We start from the raw sequence: 21,861 nt of genomic DNA, 5'->3' as shown, positions 1-21,861 counted from the left end.
TTTTTTCTCACGTCCCACGACTCACGGCTCACTTCTCAAACAGGAGGGGAAAGAATGAGGCATACCCTGGCGGTATTGGTAGAAAATAATCCTGGGGTGCTTGCGCGGGTAGCCGGCCTTTTCAGCAGGCGGGGTTTCAACATCGACAGCCTGGCGGTAGGCAGGACAGACAATCCGGCTGTATCCGCGATGACCATTGTGGTGGAGGGCGACGACAGGTACCTCGAACAGGTGAACAAGCAGCTTCATAAACTGGTCGACGTTATAAGGATCAGCGATATTACCAGAGACGCCTATGTGGACCGGGAACTGGTCCTGATCAAGGTCAGCGCCGACTCCAACAAGCGTGCTGAAATCATGCAGCTGGTGGATATATTCCGCGCCCGCATAGTTGATGTGGGTCCCAAGTCACTTACTATCGAGGTCACCGGCAACGACGGTAAAATCAGTGCTTTTGAGGAATCACTGCGACCTTTCGGCATTAAAGAACTGGTCCGGACAGGCAAAATTGCCATGCTGCGGGGGTTTAAAGCCAGTTCTAAAAATAACGTTCATAAAGAGGAGGATGAAAGTTAATGTTCAAAGTGTACTATGATCAAGACGCGGACCTGGGTTTATTAAAAGGGAAAACCGTGGCCATCATCGGTTACGGCAGTCAGGGCCACGCCCAAGCGCAGAACCTCGTGGACAGCGGTATTAATGTGGTGGTAGGACTGCGCAGGGACCTGCCCGACTGGGAAAAGGCCGAGTCTGACGGGCTTAAAGTGCTAACTGTGCCCGAGGCGGCAGAAGCCGGGGATATTATCCAGATCCTCGTCCCTGACGAACTCCAGGCCGGAATCTACAAAGCTGAGATCGAGCCGTATCTTAAAGAAGGAAACGCCCTGATGTTTTCACACGGGTTTAACATCCACTTCGGCCAGATTGTGCCGCCGGCTAATATAGACGTCTTTATGGTAGCGCCGAAAAGCCCGGGCCATATGCTGCGGCGGATGTTTGTGGAAGGCAAGGGAGTTCCCTGCCTGGTCGCGGTTTATCAGGATTACTCAGGCAAAACTAAAGAAATAGGCCTGGCCTATGCCAAAGGTATCGGCGGCACCAGGGCCGGCGTTTTTGAAACAACTTTCAAGGAAGAAACCGAAACCGACCTCTTCGGGGAACAGGCCGTGCTGTGCGGCGGCGTTACCGAGCTGATCAAAGCCGGCTTTGAAACCCTGGTGGAAGCGGGCTACGCTCCTGAAATAGCTTATTTTGAGTGTCTCCACGAGATGAAGCTGATCATCGACCTGGTCAATGAGGGCGGTCTCAGCACGATGCGCGACTCCATCAGCAATACGGCTGAATACGGCGACTACATATCAGGGCCGCGGATTATTACCCAGGAGACCCGCAAGGAAATGAAAAAGATCCTGACCGAGATCCAAAACGGCGAGTTCGCCAAGAACTGGATCCTGGAAAACCAGGCCGGCCGCCCGGTATACAACGCCATTGCCAAACGTGAAAAAGAAACTTTAATTGAAAAAGTGGGAGCCGAACTGCGCAAAATGATGCCCTGGCTCAAAAAATAGACGTGGGAAATGGGACGTGAGAAATGAGACGTAGGACGTGAGAATTTAACGTGGGAGTGGGGCATTAACCGTAGGTGCGACTTTAGTCGGCTAAGGTCGGGGGACACACCTCAATTTGGGTATTACTTTATGGCCGAGGAATGTCCCCACTGGAGTGTTCGGATAAATCCGAACCCACAGTTAATGCGCCAACTAATCTATACCAGGAAAGTTCTATGGTTTTTCCTGTGAGGAATACCTGGGTACCCACTTCCCACGTCTCACGGCCCACGACTAATATTGGGGGAATTTGCTTTGGAGATCACTGTTGCGGAAGCCCTGATCCGTTGTTTAGAGCAGGAAAACGTTGAACTTGTTTTCGGGTATCCGGGCGGGGCGATCCTGCCTGTATATGATGCCCTGAACAAGACCACCATCAAGCACATTTTGGTGCGGCATGAACAAGGCGCCGCCCATGCCGCGGACGGCTATGCCCGGGTGACCGGGAAGGTCGGGGTCTGCCTGGCCACGTCGGGACCGGGCGCCACCAACCTGATTACAGGTATTGCCAACGCTTATATGGACTCGGTCCCGATGGTGGTAATAACAGGCCAGGTGTCAACCGGGATGGTGGGTACAGACGCTTTTCAGGAAGTTGATATCACCGGTATTACAATACCGATCACCAAGCACAACTTCCTGGTAAAAGACCCCAACCAGCTGCCTGTAATAGTAAAAAAAGCGTTTCACCTTGCCTCCACCGGCCGTCCCGGACCTGTCTTAATCGACCTGCCCAAGGATGTGGCCATGGAAAAAATCAAATTCAAATATCCCAAGACGGTAGTTTTGCCAGGATACAAGCCAACTTTTAAGGGGCATCCCTCCATGGTGCAGCAGGCCGGCAGGATCATCATGGAATCCGAACGGCCCGTTATTTACGCGGGTGGAGGAATCCGTATCGCCAACGCTTCGCCGGAACTGCTGCAGTTGGCGGAAAAGATCAACGCCCCGGTGACCCATACCCTGATGGGCCTGGGCTGTTTCCCCGGCGATCACCCGCTTTTCCTGGGCATGCTGGGGCTGCACGGCACCAAGTACGCCAACCAGGCGGTTACGGAATGCGACTGCCTGATAGCCGTCGGCGCCCGTTTTGACGACAGGGTTGTTTCCAAGATCAGCGGCTTCGCGCCTACCGCAAAAATAATACACATAGATATTGATCCTGCCGAGATCGGCAAAAACGTGCGGATTCAACTGCCCATAGTGGGCGACGTCAAAAATGTCCTGGGCGCGCTATTGCCACAGCTGGAAAAGAAAGAGAACGCTCCGTGGCTGGCCAGGATCCGGCAGCTGAAAGAGGAATTCCCTCTGCACTACGACCGGAACGGCTGTCTTAAGCCGCAGTTCGTGGTGGAAAAGCTTAACGAATATAAAGATGACAGGGCTATTGTGGTGACAGATGTCGGCCAGCACCAGATGTGGGCGGCCCAGTACATGCGTTTTAAAGAACCCCGCTGCTTTTTATCTTCAGGCGGCCTGGGGGCTATGGGCTTCTGCCTGCCCGCGGCTGTCGGCGCCAAGTTGGGAGCGCCGGACAGGACGGTTATAACGGTAATAGGCGACGGGGGCATTCAAATGACCATGCAGGAATTGGGCACCGCGGCTGAGCAGAAGCTGCCGCTTAAAATATTTGTCTTAAACAACCAGCGGCTGGGTATGGTCCGTCAGCTTCAGGACTTTTACTGCCAGAAAAGGCACGTCGCCGTAGACTTTCAATTCAACCTGGATTTTGCTGAGCTCGGACGTCTCTACGGTATGGAGGGCTATACAGTGGAAACGGCACAGCAGCTTGAAAAACTGCTGCCTGAGGTACTGGCCTCACCAAAGCCGGTACTTGTGAATTGTATGGTCGACCCTGAAGAAAACGTGCTGCCGATGGTTTTGGACGGCGCCAATATTAACGAGGCTGTTGATTGAGTTCTGGAAGGATGGGAGGATTTATGAGCCAGCGAGTTTACATCTTTGACACCACCCTGAGAGACGGGGAGCAGTCGCCCGGTGTGAGCCTGAATGTGCCCGAAAAGGTCCAAATTGCCAAACAGCTGGCCAGATTGGGAGTTGACATTATCGAGGCCGGTTTTCCAATCTCCTCACCGGGGGATTTTGAGTCGGTACGCGCTATTGCCCGTGAGGTAAAGGGAGTAACAGTGGCCGGCCTTTCCAGGGCCAACTTTCTTGACATCGACCGGGCCTGGGAAGCATTGCGCGGCGCCGAGCAGGCCAGGATTCATACTTTTATCGCTACTTCTGACATTCACCTTAAACACAAGCTGTGCATGACCAGGGAGCAGGTGCTGGAAGCGGCTGTGGCGGCGGTAAAGCACGCTAAAGCTTATACCAGCGACGTGGAGTTTTCAGCCGAAGACGCTTCCAGGTCAGACTTCGATTTTTTATGCCAGGTGCTTGCCGCGGCCATAGAAGCCGGGGCCACCGTTGTCAATATACCTGATACTGTCGGCTACTCCATTCCCCTGGAGTGGGGCAGGCTGATTAATGATATTTGCCACAAGGTTCCGGGGATTGAAAAAGCAGTTGTAAGCGTGCACTGCCATAACGATCTCGGCATGGCCGTGGCCAACTCGCTGGCCGCGGTGTTGAACGGCGCCCGCCAGGTGGAGGGCGCGATTAACGGCATTGGGGAGCGGGCCGGCAACGCTGCCGTTGAGGAAGTGATTATGGCCCTGCACACCCGCAAGGACCAGTTCGGAGTTTTCACCAGAGCCCATACGGAGGAAATATACAGGACCAGCAGGCTGGTGAGCGCCCTGACGGGGATGAAAGTCCAGGCCAACAAAGCCATAGTGGGAGACAACGCTTTCGCTCACGAGGCTGGTATTCACCAGGACGGGATGCTGAAAGACCGCACCACCTATGAGATCATGAACCCGGCTATGATCGGGATCAGCAAGAGCAACCTGGTGCTGGGCAAGCATTCCGGGCGGCACGCTTTTCGCCAGCGCCTGGAAAGCCTGGGCTATGTCCTTTCCAAGGAAGAGCTGAACAGCGCTTTTAACAGCTTTAAAAAGCTGTCAGATAAAAAAATGAATATAACCAGTGAGGATATAGAGGCGATTATTGAGGAAGAAATGAGCCGCCTGCCGCATGCCTTTGCGCTGGATTATCTGCATATCTCCAGTGGTACCGCGGTAGTGCCGACCGCCACTGTGGGTTTAAGGCGGGACGGGCAGCTTTCTGAGGAGGCGGCCTGCGGCAACGGGCCCGTGGACGCCATCTGCAAAGCGGTGGATAAGATCACCGGGATCAACTGCACCATGATCAGCTGGGGAATCAATGCCGTCACCTCCGGCAAGGACGCTCTCGGGGATGTTAACCTGAAGGTCACCACCGACGGTTGCAAAGTATTTACCGGCAGAGGCATCAGCACCGATATTCTGGAAGCGAGCGCCAAAGCCTATATCAACGCAGTCAACAAACTTATCTGGGACTCAATGCACACAGAAAGAGAAGTGGGAAGTGAGAAGTGAGACGTGGGATATTGGGATATGGGCCGTGAGACGTGGGACGTGGGTATATCCTGCATTCCACCGGGGTCTAATATTGCAGGTACGGATTTATCCAGACGATTGTTCGAATGAATTCGAACCTACAATTTGTGTAGTCAGACGTTAGACACAGGTGTTATGCTTATATTCCTGTGGTCTTTAACCCATAAGGGTGTTTTTTAGTCCCGTGTCTCAACTTTACAAATATTAGGTGCGGATTTATCCACACAAGACAGGAAATTAGGAGTTGAGCTAAGATGCCGATGACCATCACGGAAAAAATTCTTGCGGCGCACGCCGGCAGGGAAAAGGTGGAGCCCGGCGAGTTGATTAACGCCAGGGTAGACCTGGTGCTGGGCAACGATATCACCGCGCCTGTGGCTATCAAAGAGTTCGAAAAAATAGGCGCCCCCGGTGTTTTTGACCGGGAGCGGGTAGCACTGGTGCCGGACCATTTTGTTCCCAACAAGGATATTAAATCTGCCGAGCAGTCCAAACAACTGCGGGAATTTGCCAGGGAACACAATTTGGTTAACTACTTCGAAGTGGGTGTCTCAGGTATAGAGCACTGCCTGCTGCCCGAGCAGGGACTGGTAGGACCCGGCGACCTGGTTATCGGCGCCGACTCGCACACCTGCACCTACGGCGCGCTCGGGGCTTTCTCCACCGGCGTCGGCAGCACCGACCTGGCGGCGGCCATGGCTCTGGGTGAAACCTGGCTTAAGGTGCCGGAGTCGATCAAATTCATATTTGACGGGGAACTGCAGCCCTGGGTGGGCGGCAAGGATTTGATCCTGCACATCATCGGTGATATTGGAGTGGACGGGGCGCTGTACCAGGCTATGGAATTCGCCGGCCCGGCTATTGAGAAACTGTCCATGGACGGCCGTTTTTCCATGTGCAACATGGCTATAGAGGCCGGCGGCAAAAACGGCATTATCGCTCCCGATGAGATTACCCGCGCCTATGTAGAAGGCCGCTGCAAGCGCCCGTATAAGTTTTACAAGAGCGATCCGGACGCGCGGTACGCCAGGGTTTACCGTTATGACGCTTCACAGATTGAGCCCCAGGTAGCCTTTCCCCACCTGCCGGAGAACAGCAGGCCGGTCAGGGAGGCGGGGCACGTGGAAATCGACCAGTCGGTAATCGGCTCGTGCACCAACGGGCGGATGGAAGACTTGAGAGAAGCGGCGAATATTTTAAAGGGCAGGCAGGTCCACAAAAATGTGCGCTTGATTGTTCTCCCCGGCACCCAGGAGATCTACCTCCAGGCCTTGCGTGAGGGATTAATTGAAATCCTGGTCAAGGCCGGCGCCGCTGTGAGCACTCCCACCTGCGGGCCCTGCCTGGGCGGGCATATGGGCATCCTGGCCAAGGGCGAGCGCTGCATCGCTACCACCAACCGCAACTTCGTGGGCCGGATGGGACACACGGAGAGCGAGGTTTACCTGTCCAACCCGGCGGTGGCTGCCGCTTCAGCCATACTGGGCCGGATTGCCGGACCATGGGAGGTGTTATAGTATGGAAATTAAAGGAAGAGTGTGGAAATACGGTTCAGATGTGGACACTGACGCTATAATACCGGCCCGTTACCTTAACACCTCCGACCCGGAGGAACTGGCCAGGCACTGTATGGAAGACGCCGATCCGGCCTTTCCCGCCGGTTTTAGGGCCGGCGATATTTTCGTGGCCGGCAAAAACTTTGGCTGCGGCAGTTCCAGGGAGCACGCTCCCATCGCAATTAAAGCAGCCGGCGTTTCCTGTGTAATCGCCAGGACCTTTGCCCGGATTTTTTACCGCAACGCCTTCAACATCGGCCTGCCTATCTTTGAGTCCCCCGAGGCGGCCGAAGATATCCACGAAGGGGATGAGGTGCTGGTGGATGTCGACAGTGGCGTTATCAATAACCTAACTACCGGGAAAACCTACCGGTTTGCCCCGGTACCTCCATTTATGCAGCAGATCATCGCCGCCGGCGGTCTGATCAACTATGTCGCAAATAAATTGGACGTGAGAAGTGAGAAGTGAGAATTGGGAAGTGGGACTGAAGGATAGTGTCTTATGGGTTAAAAGACTCCGAAGGAATGTAAGTACCTACGCCTGACGTCTAACGACCGATTAAAATTGTAGGTTCGAATTCATTTGAACAATTATCCGGATAAATCCGGACCTACAATATTAATGACCCGGGTGGAATGCAGGATATACCCACGTCCCACGTCTCACGGCCCACGACTAAATATAAGGAAGGTCTGGAAATGTACAAAATTGCTGTTTTGCCGGGTGACGGGATCGGCCCGGAAATAAGCGCCCAGGCTGTCAGAGTACTGGAAGCCGTGGCGCGCCGGTTTAACCGGGACTTCTATTTTACCTCCGGACTGGTTGGCGGAGCCGCTTATGATGAAACGGGTTCCCCGCTGCCTGAAAAAACCCTGGCCCTGTGCCGCGACAGTGACGCTATCCTGTTTGGAGCGGTAGGGGGGCCGCGCTGGGACCACCTGCCGGTCAACCTGCGTCCCGAAGTCGGTGGGATCCTGGCCCTGCGCAAGGAATTGGGCTTGTATGCCAACCTGAGGCCGGTAAGAGTATTCCCGGCCCTGGCGGGCGCTTCCACCCTCAAACCGGAGGTTGTGTCCGGGGTGGACCTGGTTATTGTGCGTGAGCTGACCGGTGGGCTGTACTTCGGGAAAAAATACAGGGAGCCGCTGCCTGACGGCGGTACCCGTGTGGTTGACACGCTGGAATACACCACCTCCGAGATCGAGCGGATCGCCCGTGTGGCCTTCAACCTGGCCCGGCAGCGCCGCGGTAAGCTGACTTCTGTTGATAAAGCCAACGTTCTTGAAAGCTCCCGCTACTGGCGGGAAGTAGTGACCGGCGTCAGCCGCGATTACCCTGATGTGAGCCTGGAACACATGTATGTCGACAACTGCGCCATGCAGTTGGTTAAAAACCCGAAACAGTTTGACGTCATGGTTATGGAAAACATGTTCGGCGATATCCTGAGCGACCAGTCCTCAGTGCTGTCAGGTTCCCTGGGCATGCTGGCATCCGCCAGCCTGGGCGGCAATACAGGACTTTACGAGCCGATCCACGGATCGGCGCCGGATATTACCGGGACGCGGCAGGCCAATCCCATTGCTTCCATCCTGTCCGGCGCCATGCTGCTGCGGTTCTCCCTGCAGCTGTCAGAAGAGGCGGACTGTATTGAGAAAGCGGTCGCTGAGACGCTTAACCAGGGCTATCGCACCGCCGACATCGCCCAGCCGGGCATGCCGCTAGTCAACACAACCCAAATGGCCGACCAAATCATAGCACAAATAGAAATGAGAAGTGCCCACTTCCACATCAGCTAAGAGGTGCAGGCATATGTCATCAGTGCAAATTTACGATACAACCCTCCGTGACGGTTCACAAGCGGAAGGGATCTCCTTTTCCTGTGAAGACAAGATTAAAATAGCCTTGAGTCTGGACAAAATAGGCTTTCATTATATTGAGGGCGGCTGGCCCGGTTCCAACCCCAAGGACCTTGATTTTTTCAGCTTAATCCGGAGCCACAGCCTGAAAAACGCGAAGCTGGCGGCTTTCGGCTCTACCCGCAAGGCTTCCCTGGCCGCTGAAAACGACCCGAGCATCCTGGCCATTCTTGATTCCGGCGTCCAGGTGGCGACCATCTTCGGCAAGTCCTGGGATTTTCATGTGCGCGAGGCCCTGGGCACCACCCTTGAAGGCAACCTGGCCATGATCAGGGATACGGTGGCCTTTTTAAAGAGTAAAGGGCTGGAGGTTTTTTACGATGCCGAGCACTTCTTCGACGGGTGCAAGGCCAACCTGGCATACGCCCTGAAAACTATTGAGGCGGCGCAGGAGGGCGGCGCTTCAACAATTATTCTATGCGACACCAATGGGGGCAGCCTCCCCCTGGAGATAAAAGAGTTTGTGGAACTGGCCGCCGGGCGGCTCAGCTTACCGTTGGGCATTCACGCCCACAATGACGGGGACCTGGCTGTGGCCAACTCACTCGTGGCGGTGCAGGCCGGGGCGGTGCAGGTGCACGGCACTGTCAACGGCTATGGTGAAAGGTGCGGCAACGCCAACCTCTGTTCCATTATTCCGAACCTGACCTTCAAGTGCGGCCTGGAGACCATTCCGCGGGAGAATTTAGCCCATCTCACCGAGCTTTCCCGTTTTGTCAGCGAGGTAGCCAACGTGCATCCCGACACCCGCCAGCCGTATGTGGGCATGAGCGCCTTTACCCATAAGGGAGGGGTGCATGTCAGCGCTCTCCTGAAAGATTACAGGTCTTACGAGCACCTGCCCCCGGAACTGGTGGGCAACCGGCGCAGGGTGCTGGTATCGGAGCTGTCCGGCATGTCAAACATGTTGTATAAATATAAAGAGTTAAACCTCCAGGTCGATAAGCAAAGCCCCGAGGGCAAGCGTGTCCTGGAAGAAATAAAAAACCTGGAAAACCAGGGCTACCAGTTCGAGGGCGCCGAGGGTTCTTTTGAGCTGCTTCTGAAAAAGGCCTACAATGGCTACATTGAGCCCTTTACCCTGGAGGCGCTGCGCCTGATGATCGATGTGAAACAGGACGGGACGGCCTATTCCGAAGCTATTATCAAGATGAGAGTCGGCGATAGAGTGGTGCACACCGCCGCCGAAGGCAACGGTCCGGTGAACGCCCTGGACAACGCCCTGCGCAAGGCCCTGGAAAGCTTTTACCCGTGTATCCGGTCCATGCGACTTACTGACTACAAGGTGCGTGTGCTCGACGAAAAGGACGGTACGGGCGCCATGGTGCGGGTGCATATCGAGACCGGCGACGGCCATAGTTCCTGGGGTACGGTGGGAGTTTCCGAGAATATTATCGAGGCCAGCTGGCAGGCGCTGGCCGACAGCCTCGCTTACGGGCTGCTTAAAGGAGATAATCTAGAACAGAAAAAAGATGATAAAGAAGAATAAACACATTAACATGCCGGGGGTGACGCGCTGGTGATCCGTAAATGCGGCAGCAGCGATTTTACACGAATGTATACCATTATCAATGACGCCGCCAGCGCTTACCAGGGGGTTATCCCCGAGGACTGCTTTCATGAGCCTTACATGTCTGAAGATGAGCTGCGGCATGAGATCGACGATGGAGTAGTCTTTTGGGGCTACGAAGACAATGGCGAACTGGTTGGCGTGATGGGTATGCAAAATGTCAAAGATGTTACCCTGATCAGGCACGCGTATGTGCGCACAATCATGCGCAACCAGGGTATCGGCGGCAAACTGCTGTCCTTCCTGCGCACCAAAACTGACCGCCCGGTCCTGATCGGCACCTGGGCGGACGCTGTCTGGGCCATCCGCTTTTATGAAAAACACGGCTTCCGCCTGGTTTCTCAGGCAGAGAAGGACCGGCTGCTCAGGACTTACTGGGTGATCTCCGACCGCCAGATTGAGACCTCTGTAGTCCTCGCTGAACAAAAAACTGTCTAACCGGTTAAAACACCCAGAAAAATTAAACTTCTCCTGCAGGAAACAGCTTCCCCGCTACCGAAATAGGGCACTGCGGGTTTTTTCCATATATAGTGACATAATATTGCTGTTTAAGGATAAAGGAGGTTTCCCCCTTGGAGCAGTTCTGGCTGCCAAGCCTGGACTATCTGAAAGCTGTGCTGAAATTTAATTTGAGCAGCGTGATCGACATCCTGCTGGTAGCTTTTGTCATGTACAGGATTATGATCATGATCAAGGGCACCCGGGCGGTTCAACTGCTCAAAGGAGTCGCGGTCCTGCTGCTGGTTACCGCGATCGCCAGTTTTTTCAACCTGTACACCATCAACTGGCTGCTGGGCAAGGCCATGACCGCGCTGGTCGTGGCGCTGCCGGTGGTGTTTCAGCCTGAGCTGAGAAGGGCGCTGGAAAAGCTGGGGCGCGGCAGGTTTTTAGGCCACAACGTCCTGATTCAGGGGGAAGTCGACGAGACTAAAGTTATCGCGGAAATCACCCGGTCAGTGACTGTCCTGTCGAAAAACAAGATGGGGGCGCTGATCGTTTTAGAGCGGCAAACCGGCCTGGAGGAGTATATCGACACCGGTGTTAAAATTGACGGTATTGTTTCAGCCGAATTCCTGATTAATATTTTCGTGCAGAAGACACCGCTCCACGACGGGGCTGTGATTATCCGGAGAGACAGGGTGGCCGCGGCGGCCTGTTTCCTGCCGCTGAGTGAAAACCCTCACCTTTCCAGCGCCCTGGGCACAAGGCACCGGGCCGGTATAGGCATCACCGAGCATTCCGACGCTGTGGCTGTGATTGTTTCCGAGGAAACAGGCGCCATGTCCGTCTCTGTTGAGGGTATCTTAAGCAGGTATCTGGACGAGGCTGGATTGCAGAAAAAGCTTACTGAGCTTTTAAGAGGCCAACAGTCCGGCTCGCGGTCCTTATTCCGCTACGGGAGGGAGTAGCTTGGCTCGTTTTGACTTGCGCAACAATTCACTCAGGCTGCTTTCCCTGCTGCTGGCCTTTGCCCTGTGGCTTTATGTCAGCAATGAGCAGAACCCGCTCAGGGAAAAAGTCCTGACCATAAATTTGGAGGAAACCGGTCTCTCCCAGAACCTGATCATCACTGGAGGTATGCCTGAGACCGTCAAGGTGAGGGTCCAGGGCAACCGCAACCAGCTGACGAATCTCTCTCCAGTGGATTTCAAGGCCGTGGTGAACATTCCCGAGGGGAAGACCGGTGACTTTTCCGTGCCCGTCCAGGTGAGCACTCCCACGGGGCTGCGGGTGGCCCAGGTTATTCCCGACCAGGTGAACCTGTCTGTCGACAGGATCGTTGAAAAGCAGATTACCGTGGCTGTAAGTCTCAGGGGAACGCCGGCCGAGGGCTTTACCGCCCTGGCCCCGGTCTACCAGCCCAACATTGTTGTGGCCAGGGGGCCTTCCCGCGACATAAACAGCATCAGCCAGGCCACCGCGCTGGTTGACATCCAGGCCGCGGCAAAGGATGTTGACCAGACCATCCAGGTGAACGTGGGCAGTGCCAACGTTACCATAAATCCCGCTGTAGTGCATGTTACGATCCCGATCGTCAGCGCTGTGGCCAACAAAACCGTCCCGGTTGCGCCCCAGGTAAGCGGCAGCCCGGCGGCGGGCTATGCTGTGAAACGCCAGAGCGCTGAGCCTGCGACAGTCCAGCTGTCCGGCGCGGCTGAGGCGCTCAGCGCCATTACCAGCATTAAGACCGAGCCTGTGGATATACAGGGGGCCGACAAGAACATCACTAAAGAAGTGGGACTGACTGTCCCGCAGGGGGTCAGCGCCCAGCCCGGGCGGGTTAAGGTTACTGTGGAAGTGGTCAAGAGTGACTCTGCCGCCACACCGTCCGGCGACAGCGACACCACCAAGCCCAAAACCTGATTTTCAGGGAATTTGACAACAGTTTGCCGCAAAGTTATAATTAGGTGTATTTTTTCGTTGGAAGGGGACTATTTTTGATGGCTGTTTTGTTTGGAACTGACGGTGTGCGAGGGGTTGCCAACCGCGACCTGTCTCCCGAATTGGCCTATAAACTCGGCCGGGCGGGAGCGCATATCCTCACCCGCGAATCCTCCAATAACTGGGTAGTATTGGGAAGGGATACGAGGATTTCCGGCGACATGTTGGAGGCGGCTCTGATCGCCGGAATCTGTTCAGCAGGCGTAAATGTTTTTAAAGTCGGGATCATGCCGACTCCAGTTATTGCTTACTTAACCCGGAAACTTACCGCGGCCGCCGGAGTGGTGATCTCCGCTTCCCACAACCCGGTGGAAGACAACGGTATCAAATTTTTCAGCGCCAGCGGCTACAAGCTGTCCGACCAAATCGAAGCAGAAATCGAGGCACTGGTCCTGGATGAATGCGCCGGGGTGTCCAGCCCCACAGGCGGGGAAGTAGGGCGAGTGTACATGGTGCGTGACGCTCCCGACCGGTATGCGAAATATGCCTGCAGTTCCATCAACACGGATTTGAAAGGGCTTAAAATTGTGGTTGATTGTGCCAACGGCGCGGCCTCCGCTGTTGCCCCGCGCATCTACAGGGAACTTGGCGCGGAAGTGATACCGGTTTTCAGTAATCCTGACGGGTTGAACATCAACCGCGGGTGTGGTTCCACCAACCCTGAGGCGCTGATGGAAGCCGTGGTGTCATCGGGCGCTGATTTGGGCCTGGCCCATGATGGCGACGCCGACCGGGTGCTCGCTGTTGACAGTGCCGGCAGGCTGGTGGACGGCGACCAAATTATGGTCATCTGCGCGCGCAATTTGAAAAAGAAAGACTTACTGGCAAAAAATACGGTTGTAGTGACGGTAATGAGCAACCTGGGACTGCACCTGGCCATGCGGGAATCAGATATCAATGTTGTGGAAACTAAAGTTGGTGACCGCTATGTGCTGGAAGAACTCCTGCGCACGGGAGCCAGGTTTGGCGGAGAACAGTCCGGGCACATCATTTTCCTGGACCACAACACCACCGGCGACGGCATCCTGACCGCCCTGCAACTGCTGTCTGTGGTAAAAGAAGAGGGTCTGCCGCTGGATCAACTGGCCGCACAGATGGAGCGGTTTCCTCAGCTGCTGGAGAATGTGCGGGTACAGGATAAAAACCTGGTGATGAGCAGCCCCGTCCTGGCCAGCGCGATTAAAGAAGAAGAAAAGGCGATGGGCGGTAGCGGTCGCATTCTGGTGCGGCCTTCCGGCACGGAGCCCCTGGTGCGGGTGATGGTGGAAGGAAGAAATTTGGACCAGCTGAAGGAAATAGCCCGCAGGCTGGCGAATACCATATCAGAAATAAAGTAACAGTAAGTTGACATATTTTAGAAAGCCGGCATAATATATTTAATAGGTTGATAGTTCCCGGCTTTTTATCTTTAAGGAGGTGGTAACCGGAAAATAATTCTGACATCCGGCGACTGACGACCGGATTTGCAGGTGCGGCTTCAGTCGCACAATCTATCGTTGGAATCCTGCCCGACAACTAAATACAAGCGCCAGAATCCTTATTCAGTCTCTAACGTCCGACATCCGACATCTGACGACCGAATTGGGGTTGACGAGGAGGGGGTTAATCGAATTTTTCGGCGGGTGCCCCCCGGTCCGGCCGGACCGTCAACGGTATTACAAAACCACCGGGCAACCGGTGGGACAAAATTGCCAGCGGCCAGCGACGGTGTTACCAATACAGGGCAAGTATTGTCATTTTGGCGTGCCCTTAAAAAGTAGCTTTTTTGCCGTGCTTAAAAGAGCCCGGCTTTTTTATTTCTATGTAGTGATTTTATTCACACAAAAGGAATCCAGAATATACCGGCGTCCGGTGTTTGACGCCGACGACCGAATCCGTAGTTGCGACTTCAGTCGCACAACCTATCGTTTTAATCTCTCTTAAAGAAAGAGCAAATTATTGCGATAAGATAAACAAACAAAGCAGATTCTTTTCAGAGCACATTCACTTAGTCAACAACAAGGAGGAGCAAATAAATGTGCGGTATTGTAGGATATATCGGTCCCAAAGAAGCTGTTTCCATTCTGATTGACGGGTTGGAGAAACTGGAATACCGGGGCTACGACTCCGCCGGCGTGGCCGTACCCGGCGACGACAACATCGAGGTATTGAAAAAGGAAGGGAAGCTGGGCAACCTTAGAGAAAATCTGAACGGCCACAACTACAGCGCCAATGTCGGCATCGGGCACACCCGCTGGGCCACCCACGGCAGGCCGTCTGATGAAAACGCCCACCCCCACACTGATTGCACCGGCAAGTTTGCCGTGGTGCACAACGGGATCATTGAAAATTATCTCAGTTTAAAAGAATGGCTTCAGTCACAGGGCCATGTTTTCAAATCTCAGACCGACACTGAGGTGCTACCCCACCTGATCGAGCAGTTTTATGAGGGGGACCTGGTGGACGCGGTGCTGAAAGCCGTTGCCAAACTGGAGGGTTCATTTGCCATGGCAGTGGTTTCCTCTCACGAACCTAACAAACTGGTTGCCGTCCGGCAGGACAGCCCGCTGGTGGTGGGTCTTGGTGAGGGAGAATACTTCCTGGCCTCGGATATCCCGGCCTTACTCAAACACACCCGGATGACTTACATCCTCAACGACGGCGAGGTAGCGGTGCTGGAAAACGACCAGGTCGAGGTTATGGACCTCTCCCGCAACAGAATTAAAAAGAACGTGCTGGAAGTGAACTGGGAAGCCGGGCAGGCCGAAAAGGGCGGCTACGATCACTTCATGCTGAAAGAGATTTACGAGCAGCCCAAAGCCCTGCGGGACACCCTGAGCGGCCGGATCTCGCACGATAGCTCTGAAGTGACCCTGGATGAGGTGAAAATTACCCCGGAAGAAATCAGAGGTTTGAAAAAGATCTTTATCACCGCCTGCGGCACCGCTTATCACGCCGGGTTCGTGGGCAAATACGTCATTGAAAAGCTGGTGCGGCTGCCGGTAGAGGTGGACATTGCCTCAGAGTTCCGCTACCGCCAGCCGATTATCGAGCCGGGCACGCTGGTGATTATTATCAGCCAGTCCGGCGAAACCGCCGACACCCTGGCCGCCCTCCGGGAAGCCAAAAGGCAGGGAGCGCGCATCGTGGCCGTGACCAACGTGGTGGGCAGCTCGGTTTCCCGTGAGGCCGACGACGTGATTTACACCTGGGCCGGCCCCGAGATTGCCGTGGCTTCAACCAAGGCTTATACCACCCAGCTGGCGTCCATGTACCTTTTAGCCATGCACCTGGCCGCCGTCCGCGGCACGCTGCCGGCTGAGGAAATAAAAGAAATCCTCCAGGAAATGAAGAACCTGGCCGCCAAGGCCCAGACAATTGTGGACGACGCAGTTGAAATCAAGGATTTCGCCAAAGAAATATCAACCTGCAAAGACCTGTTTTACCTGGGCCGCGGCCTGGACTATGCCGTTGCTATGGAGGGCTCTTTAAAGCTGAAAGAAATCTCCTACATTCATGCTGAGGCCTACGCCGCCGGTGAGCTGAAGCACGGCACCCTGGCCCTGATCGAGGATAACGTGCCGGTGGTGGCCCTGGCCACCCAGCAGGACCTTTTCGACAAGACGGTCAGCAATATCCAGGAAGTCAACGCCCGTGGCGCCTCTGTACTGGCCCTGGCCATGGAAGGGCACAGGGAAGTGGAAAAGGTGGCCGACAAGACCATCTACATCCCGCAAACCCACTCGATATTGGCGCCGATTCTGACCGTGATTCCGCTGCAGCTGCTGGCCTACCATACTGCAGTGGCGAGAGGGTGCGACGTGGATAAGCCACGCAACCTCGCAAAATCCGTTACTGTGGAATAGAGGGGTATCTGTAATACAACAGCTCTGGGTAAAGGCGGTCTGATCAGCATTCCCGATATCTACATCAAACTTCCCTATGACACCACAAACCGGAGAGGTCAGCCCATGAGACGCTGGCGGTATGTTCCAATTGCAGCTGTTGCATCCACGTACCGGAAAGAGCCGGTTAATGTGGATGGTATTATTCAAGAGGAAGATGAAAGTGCCACTTACCAGGATGCCTATTTGTTGATCAGCAACCGGCATGATGTGCCGGAAGAAGTTGCAGCTGTTTATGTCAAACGCTGGCGAATTGAAGTGTTTTATCGCACGATTAAACAGGAACTGGGACTTACAAACTGCCATTCGTGGTCGGAAGAAGCACATTTTGCGCACATGGAACTACTTTTTACTGTAGGAACGCTATTATGCTACGCAAGATGGGAATGCAATAAAGAAGGCGCCGAAGAAGCCCTATCCCACCGCGAAATGGTCAGGTACTTATTCAACGCCAGTCACCGGATTTGCTGTTACGAACAACAAATCCAAGTCTATTTTGACACAACTGGCGATCGGTTTTCAAGGTTCATCGAAAAATTTTGGCCTCCACATCCATTTTTGTGGTTGTGGAATTGGTGTCATTTACCTATAACTGCATAACTCATGTAGAGCAATATAGCAGTATTTATAGAGCAAAATTTTGTCCGGATAAAAACCGGACAAAAATCTTTCCTTTTTTCTCACGTCTCAAACCGCAGGTACGAATTTATTCGTACAATGGCTTTGTTGAAGCAAAAAGAACGTCCCCTTGCTTCCCCCTTATTAGAACAACTTGGCGGCGTCTTCCTGAGTGAAACAGATCGGGAAGATGGCGGTAAAACCGGCAATGTCGAAGACCTCTTTGACGTGCTCTTTGAGGCATGACAGCGCCACTTTGCCACCGATGCCGTTGGTTTTCTTCGCGGCCATGAGGAGCACCCTTAAACCCGCGCTGCTGATGTAATCCAACTGGTTAAAATCCAGGATGAAAAACTTTTCCCCTCCGTCCAGGGAATCCATCAACTTTTTCTCCAATATACCTGAAGTGCTCGCATCAAGCCTCCCGTTAAGCTCCAGAATAATAACAGACCCGCTCTTGCTTTCCTGGATTTTCATAGTGATTCCCCCTGCGAAAATTTTGTTCAGTTTATTAGGCGCCTGGTACCTAACTTATGAATTTATTAACTTATTGAGTACCTGACGCAAATATGATATCTTGGGCCGGTGTCAATTCAACTTCTTCTTAAGCAGCAGTACATTTTTCCCCTGTTGTCTTTCATATTTCAACTCCTCCATCATTTTCCGGACAAAATGAATTCCCAATCCCCCTGTCTTTCTTTCTTCCAATGGCGCGTTTAGGTCCGGTTCAGGAACTTCTAAAGGATTAAAGGGCGTACCGTCGTCTTCCACTCTGATGTTCAGCTCTTTCCCTTTAATTAACAGGTAAATACTGATCAGGTGTTCGTCATGATCCTCAAATCCATAGGATACGATGTTGGTAAAGATCTCGTCCAGGGCCAGGTTTACGTCCATGATGGTTTTTAGCGGCAGGTGGTGAGAGTATCCGAATTCTTCCAAAGCAAGGCTTAACCGCTCCAGTTCGGAAAGGTTGTTTTTTAGTTCGATCCAAGCTTCATTGACCAAGGTAACTTACCATCCCTTCCTTTGGACCACTGCTTTTCGCCTATCGCCCGGGCATTCCCTTTTTATTTTAAAACATATCACAGTTAAAAGATATTCTCTTTTTCCACTGAGAAACAAATCTATAATCCCTGATTATTAAAAACCTTCATGAAGAAGCCCGGCAGGAGGAGTTGGAAACACCGGCAAAGAATAATTTAGCATAAGATCAAAGTTTTGAGAACTCAAAATCGAATGGTAGCGATTTATGAAGGAGCAGGTTCAAATTCATGCAGATGAATTTATACCGCAAAAAAGCCCTGGACCATCTTGAAACACCTGGGCAACTGGATACGCTGATGACGGTAACCACCCCGCGCGGGTGGCTGGCGCTGGCCGCCATCGGCTTTTTGCTGGCCGCGGCCATTATCTGGGGAACACTGGGCAGTTTGTCCGTCCACGTGGCCGGACAGGGAATTATCCTCCGGCCGGGGGGAATTGTCCAGGTCGCTGCAATGACCGGCGGGCAGGTCAGCGAAGTCCGGGTGGCGCCCGGTGACCTGGTCCAGCCGGGCGAGGCGTTGATCAGTGTCGACCGGCCTGAACAGGCTGAAGACCGGCCCGCCTCGCAGGGCCAGCCCGGGGAGGAGGCGCAGGGGTCGCGGGTAGTCAGCCCCCGGCCCGGCCGGGTACTTGACGTGCTGGTGAAAAAGGGCGACCTGCTCCAGGCCGGGGAGCCGGTTTTGATCCTGGAGCCTGACGCCGGCGGGGAGGACCTGGAGGCTGTCATTTACGTCCCTGCCGAAGAAGGCGAGAAGATCAGCCAGGGTATGGACGCCCTGATTTCGCTCAGCGTGGCCAAAAAGGAAGAATACGGGTACCTGCGGGGCCAGGTCAAGTCCGTGGCCGGATATCCGTCCACCTTTGAGGGTGTGGCCCGCGAAGTGGGCAGCAAGGAACTGGCCCGGCAGTTGATGGGAACCGGGGCGCCTATTGCGGTGCGCGTAAGCCTTACGCGGGACCCCGGCGCCCCCAACGGCTACCGCTGGACCAACGGGCAGGGGCCGGACATGCGGATCAACAGCGGGATTCTTTGTCAGGGATTGATTACCGTGCGCAAGGTGCGGCCGATTGCCTTGCTCTTTCCCGCGTTAGCGGAAAGGGGACACGTAACCATTCAGTAAACCCGGTGGAGGCACGGCGTTATCGTTAGCGAACGATACGGGGACACACCGTCATTTGAAGGTAGGGCATGAGATGTAAGAACCCACGGTTAAAATGTCTCACGTCTCACGATCCCAAACGAGAGGTTTAAAATATGAATTTCTCTTTATGGCCAAGCCGCCCCGGCCTAGATAAAGAGCCGTCCAGAGAAACGAAACGATATAAAAAGGCCAAGCCGCCGGCGCGGCGGGTCAAGACCCCCACGGTCCTGCAAATGGAAGCCGTGGAGTGCGGGGCGGCCAGCCTGGCCATGATCCTGGCTTACCACGGGCGCATTGTTCCCCTGGAGGAATTGCGCCACGCTTGCGGAGTGTCCCGGGACGGCAGCAAGGCCAGCAATATTGTGAAAGCGGCCAGAAGTTACGGCTTAATAGCCGGCGGCTACCGCCGGGATCCCGACGGGCTGAAAGAAATGCGGTTTCCCATGATCATTCACTGGGAGTTCAACCACTTCGTCGTCCTGGAGGGTTTTAAGAAGGGCCGGGTTTACCTGAACGACCCGGGCCAGGGTACCCGGACGGTTTCGGAGGAAGAGTTCGACCGGTCCTTTACCGGCATCGCGCTCACTTTCGAGCCGGGGCCGGATTTCCGGCCCGGCGGGGTGAAGCACGGCCTGATCCCGGCCTTGCGCCGCCGGCTGTCCGGTCTCGAGCCGGCCCTGGCCTACGTCGTGCTGGCCAGCCTGTTCCTGCTCCTCCCGGGCATGGCCATCCCCACCTTCACCCGGGTCTTTGTGGATTATGTCGTTGTTGGTGTGGCGGGCTACTGGCTGCCGGCGCTGCTGGCGGGGCTGGGACTGACGGCCGTCCTGCAGGGAGCCCTGACCTGGTTGCAGCAGTATTACCTGCTGCGGCTGGAGACCAGGCTGGCCCTCAGCACTTCCAGCCGGTTCTTCTGGCACGTGGTCCGTCTTCCCGTGGATTTTTTCTCCCAGCGCTATCTCGGCGACATCGGGAGCAGGGTGGCGCTCAACGACCAGGTTGCCCGGCTGCTGTCGGGAGACCTGGCCAGCACGGCCGTAAACCTGGTGGTGGTGTTTTTTTACCTGGCGATAATGAGCCAGTACGACCTCGTATTGACTGCCGTGGCTGTTCCCCTGGCCCTCTTAAACATAGCCTTTTTGAAATACGTGTCCCACCGAAGGGTGATTGAGAATCAAAAGCTTTTGCAAGAAACAGGCAAGCTGTCCGGGGTTACCTTCTCCGGCCTGCAAATAATCGAGTCCATTATGGCAAGCGGACAGGACACGGAGTTTTTTAACCGTTGGGCCGGCTATATGGCCAGGGTTCTCCGTTCCGAGCAAAGTCTCGGAGTTACCAGCAAGTACCTGGCTGTTTTTCCCACCCTGGTGACCGGTTTTTGCAATACGGCCATCCTGGCTGTAGGCGGGCTGCGGATTCTGGACGGCCATCTTTCCATCGGCATGCTGGTGGCTTTTCAGGGCCTCATAGCAAGTTTCATGGGGCCTTTCGGCAGCATGGTCAACCTGGGGGCCACCCTGCAGGAAGTGGAAGGGAGCATGAAACGCCTGGACGACGTGCTGCAGTACCCGCTGAGCAGAGAGTTGGCAGCAGCCGGGGAGGGCCGCGCCGTTGGCGGTCCGGACACTCTCCCAAATGGAGCGCCCGTCGCAGCGCCGGCAGCCGGGGAGGATGAACCCGGGGCCGTCGGCGAAACCCCGGCCAAACTGGACGGGTACGTTGAATTCCGCAATGTGACTTTCGGCTACAGCCGCCTGGAACCGCCCCTGATCGAGGATTTCAGCATGACTCTGCGCCCCGGCGACCGGGTGGCCCTGGTGGGCGGGTCCGGCAGCGGCAAGTCCACGCTGGCCAAGCTGCTGGCCGGGCTTTACGAGCCTTGGTCCGGAGCTATACTTTTTGACGGAAAGCCCCGCCAAGCCTGGCCGCGCCGGGTGATCTGCAACACGGTGGCCTTGGTGGACCAGGATATCAGCCTGTTTGAAGGAACCATCCGGGAAAATATTACCCTTTGGGACCATTCCGTTCCGGACGCCCACGTGGTCCGGGCGGCGAAGGACGCCTGTATTCACGACGATATTATGGCCCGCGGCGGCGGTTACGCCCACCTGGTGGAAGAGGGCGGGCGCAACTTCAGCGGCGGGCAGCGCCAGCGCCTTGAGATTGCCAGGGCGCTGGCCGGTTCCCCCACCGTTCTGGTTCTGGACGAGGCTACCAGCGCCCTGGACCCCGTGACGGAAAAAGAAGTAGATGACAGCCTGCGGCGCCGGGGCTGCACCTGCCTGATTGCCGCCCACCGTCTCAGCACCATCCGGGATTGCGACGAGATCATTGTTTTGGAAAACGGCAAGGTAGCGCAGCGGGGCACCCATGAAGAGATGAAAGACGTAGAGGGGCCCTATGCCCGTTTGATCAGGGAGCAGTAAATCAGAAGTCAGTAGTTAGAATAAAAATGAATTTTAGAATTTAAAAGAAGAAGTAAGTGAAGTATCTTCTTCGCGCTTATATATTTTAGTTAGTTTTCATTCTGTATTCTGACTCCTGACTTCTGTATTCTTAAAGAACGCCGGAGGTT

At 54.8% G+C, this 21,861-nt stretch carries 18 protein-coding genes; 16 read left to right on the top strand and 2 right to left on the bottom strand.

Annotated elements, in window-relative coordinates; translation table 11 throughout:
• Positions 1-54 precede the first annotated feature (54 nt).
• From ilvN to Pmgp_RS02370, 14 genes are all read left to right on the top strand, one after another.
• Positions 55-576, top strand: coding sequence for an acetolactate synthase small subunit (gene ilvN / locus Pmgp_RS02435; RefSeq protein ID WP_134212374.1), 522 nt, complete (start codon positions 55-57; stop codon positions 574-576).
• On the top strand, positions 576-1,568 hold the full coding sequence (gene ilvC / locus Pmgp_RS02430; protein WP_134212373.1) for a ketol-acid reductoisomerase: 993 nt from the start codon (positions 576-578) through the stop codon (positions 1,566-1,568). Before ilvN ends, ilvC begins: the two co-directional genes overlap by 1 nt.
• A 294-nt stretch (positions 1,569-1,862) precedes the next feature.
• Complete coding sequence (gene ilvB, locus Pmgp_RS02425; protein WP_134212372.1) at positions 1,863-3,524, top strand: biosynthetic-type acetolactate synthase large subunit; 1,662 nt, start codon at positions 1,863-1,865, stop codon at positions 3,522-3,524.
• A gap of 23 nt (positions 3,525-3,547) precedes the next feature.
• The gene (locus Pmgp_RS02420) at positions 3,548-5,092 is read left to right on the top strand and encodes a 2-isopropylmalate synthase (RefSeq protein ID WP_134212371.1); all 1,545 of its coding nucleotides are present in this window, start codon (positions 3,548-3,550) and stop codon (positions 5,090-5,092) included.
• Positions 5,093-5,367: 275 nt separating this feature from the next.
• On the top strand, positions 5,368-6,630 hold the full coding sequence (gene leuC, locus Pmgp_RS02415) for a 3-isopropylmalate dehydratase large subunit (RefSeq protein WP_134212370.1): 1,263 nt from the start codon (positions 5,368-5,370) through the stop codon (positions 6,628-6,630).
• A gap of 1 nt (position 6,631) precedes the next feature.
• Positions 6,632-7,138, top strand: a complete 507-nt coding sequence (gene leuD, locus Pmgp_RS02410; RefSeq protein WP_134212369.1) for a 3-isopropylmalate dehydratase small subunit — start codon at positions 6,632-6,634, stop codon at positions 7,136-7,138.
• Between the two features lie 230 nt (positions 7,139-7,368).
• On the top strand, positions 7,369-8,466 hold the full coding sequence (gene leuB, locus Pmgp_RS02405; RefSeq protein WP_134212368.1) for a 3-isopropylmalate dehydrogenase: 1,098 nt from the start codon (positions 7,369-7,371) through the stop codon (positions 8,464-8,466).
• 13 nt (positions 8,467-8,479) lie between these two features.
• Positions 8,480-10,075, top strand: a complete 1,596-nt coding sequence (cimA, locus tag Pmgp_RS02400) for a citramalate synthase (RefSeq protein WP_134212367.1) — start codon at positions 8,480-8,482, stop codon at positions 10,073-10,075.
• Between the two features lie 30 nt (positions 10,076-10,105).
• A complete protein-coding gene (locus Pmgp_RS02395) occupies positions 10,106-10,594 on the top strand; it encodes a GNAT family N-acetyltransferase (protein WP_192902742.1) in 489 nt (162 codons plus the stop codon).
• A gap of 134 nt (positions 10,595-10,728) precedes the next feature.
• Complete coding sequence (gene cdaA / locus Pmgp_RS02390) at positions 10,729-11,565, top strand: diadenylate cyclase CdaA (RefSeq protein ID WP_134212366.1); 837 nt, start codon at positions 10,729-10,731, stop codon at positions 11,563-11,565.
• Position 11,566: 1 nt separating this feature from the next.
• Positions 11,567-12,520 carry a CdaR family protein gene (locus Pmgp_RS02385; RefSeq protein ID WP_134212365.1) on the top strand — a complete coding sequence of 318 codons (954 nt, stop codon included), beginning with the start codon at positions 11,567-11,569 and terminating at the stop codon, positions 12,518-12,520.
• A gap of 77 nt (positions 12,521-12,597) precedes the next feature.
• On the top strand, positions 12,598-13,935 hold the full coding sequence (gene glmM, locus Pmgp_RS02380) for a phosphoglucosamine mutase (protein ID WP_134212364.1): 1,338 nt from the start codon (positions 12,598-12,600) through the stop codon (positions 13,933-13,935).
• A 678-nt stretch (positions 13,936-14,613) separates the two neighbouring features.
• Positions 14,614-16,443 (top strand): glutamine--fructose-6-phosphate transaminase (isomerizing), encoded by a 1,830-nt coding sequence (gene glmS / locus Pmgp_RS02375; protein WP_134212363.1) that lies wholly within the window; start codon positions 14,614-14,616, stop codon positions 16,441-16,443.
• Positions 16,444-16,449: 6 nt separating this feature from the next.
• Positions 16,450-17,082 (top strand): transposase, encoded by a 633-nt coding sequence (locus Pmgp_RS02370; protein ID WP_345789118.1) that lies wholly within the window; start codon positions 16,450-16,452, stop codon positions 17,080-17,082.
• Between the two features lie 162 nt (positions 17,083-17,244).
• On the opposite strand, the gene Pmgp_RS02365 is transcribed toward Pmgp_RS02370, so the two are convergent.
• Positions 17,245-17,577, bottom strand: coding sequence for an STAS domain-containing protein (locus Pmgp_RS02365; RefSeq protein WP_134212361.1), 333 nt, complete (start codon positions 17,575-17,577; stop codon positions 17,245-17,247).
• 111 nt (positions 17,578-17,688) lie between these two features.
• Positions 17,689-18,105 carry an ATP-binding protein gene (locus Pmgp_RS02360; RefSeq protein ID WP_134212360.1) on the bottom strand — a complete coding sequence of 139 codons (417 nt, stop codon included), beginning with the start codon at positions 18,103-18,105 and terminating at the stop codon, positions 17,689-17,691.
• A 266-nt stretch (positions 18,106-18,371) separates the two neighbouring features.
• Here Pmgp_RS02360 and Pmgp_RS02355 point away from each other — a divergent pair, with 266 nt between their 5' ends.
• Both Pmgp_RS02355 and Pmgp_RS02350 read left to right on the top strand, forming a co-directional pair.
• Positions 18,372-19,265 (top strand): NHLP bacteriocin system secretion protein, encoded by an 894-nt coding sequence (locus Pmgp_RS02355; RefSeq protein WP_134212359.1) that lies wholly within the window; start codon positions 18,372-18,374, stop codon positions 19,263-19,265.
• A gap of 134 nt (positions 19,266-19,399) precedes the next feature.
• Positions 19,400-21,712: an NHLP family bacteriocin export ABC transporter peptidase/permease/ATPase subunit gene (locus Pmgp_RS02350; RefSeq protein WP_134212358.1), complete on the top strand. Its 2,313-nt coding sequence runs from the start codon at positions 19,400-19,402 to the stop codon at positions 21,710-21,712.
• The last annotated feature ends 149 nt before the right edge of the window (positions 21,713-21,861 follow it).

The sequence above is a fragment of the Pelotomaculum propionicicum genome, assembly GCF_004369225.1.
GTDB classification, from domain to species: Bacteria; Bacillota; Desulfotomaculia; order Desulfotomaculales; family Pelotomaculaceae; genus Pelotomaculum_B; species Pelotomaculum_B propionicicum.
This window is presented reverse-complemented; position numbering and strand designations above follow the sequence as displayed.

What these genes read in the sequence shown, in the direction of transcription:
- leuB (WP_134212368.1), top strand. Translation starts at nt 7,369, where the DNA reads ATGTACAAAATTGCTGTTTTGCCGGGTGACGGGATCGGCCCGGAAATA.
- Pmgp_RS02420 (WP_134212371.1), top strand. Translation starts at nt 3,548, where the DNA reads ATGAGCCAGCGAGTTTACATCTTTGACACCACCCTGAGAGACGGGGAG.
- Pmgp_RS02365 (WP_134212361.1), bottom strand. Translation starts at nt 17,577, where the DNA reads ATGAAAATCCAGGAAAGCAAGAGCGGGTCTGTTATTATTCTGGAGCTT.
- leuC (WP_134212370.1), top strand. Translation starts at nt 5,368, where the DNA reads ATGCCGATGACCATCACGGAAAAAATTCTTGCGGCGCACGCCGGCAGG.
- ilvC (WP_134212373.1), top strand. Translation starts at nt 576, where the DNA reads ATGTTCAAAGTGTACTATGATCAAGACGCGGACCTGGGTTTATTAAAA.
- leuD (WP_134212369.1), top strand. Translation starts at nt 6,632, where the DNA reads ATGGAAATTAAAGGAAGAGTGTGGAAATACGGTTCAGATGTGGACACT.
- Pmgp_RS02350 (WP_134212358.1), top strand. Translation starts at nt 19,400, where the DNA reads ATGAATTTCTCTTTATGGCCAAGCCGCCCCGGCCTAGATAAAGAGCCG.
- glmM (WP_134212364.1), top strand. Translation starts at nt 12,598, where the DNA reads ATGGCTGTTTTGTTTGGAACTGACGGTGTGCGAGGGGTTGCCAACCGC.
- Pmgp_RS02355 (WP_134212359.1), top strand. Translation starts at nt 18,372, where the DNA reads ATGCAGATGAATTTATACCGCAAAAAAGCCCTGGACCATCTTGAAACA.
- glmS (WP_134212363.1), top strand. Translation starts at nt 14,614, where the DNA reads ATGTGCGGTATTGTAGGATATATCGGTCCCAAAGAAGCTGTTTCCATT.
- cimA (WP_134212367.1), top strand. Translation starts at nt 8,480, where the DNA reads ATGTCATCAGTGCAAATTTACGATACAACCCTCCGTGACGGTTCACAA.
- ilvN (WP_134212374.1), top strand. Translation starts at nt 55, where the DNA reads ATGAGGCATACCCTGGCGGTATTGGTAGAAAATAATCCTGGGGTGCTT.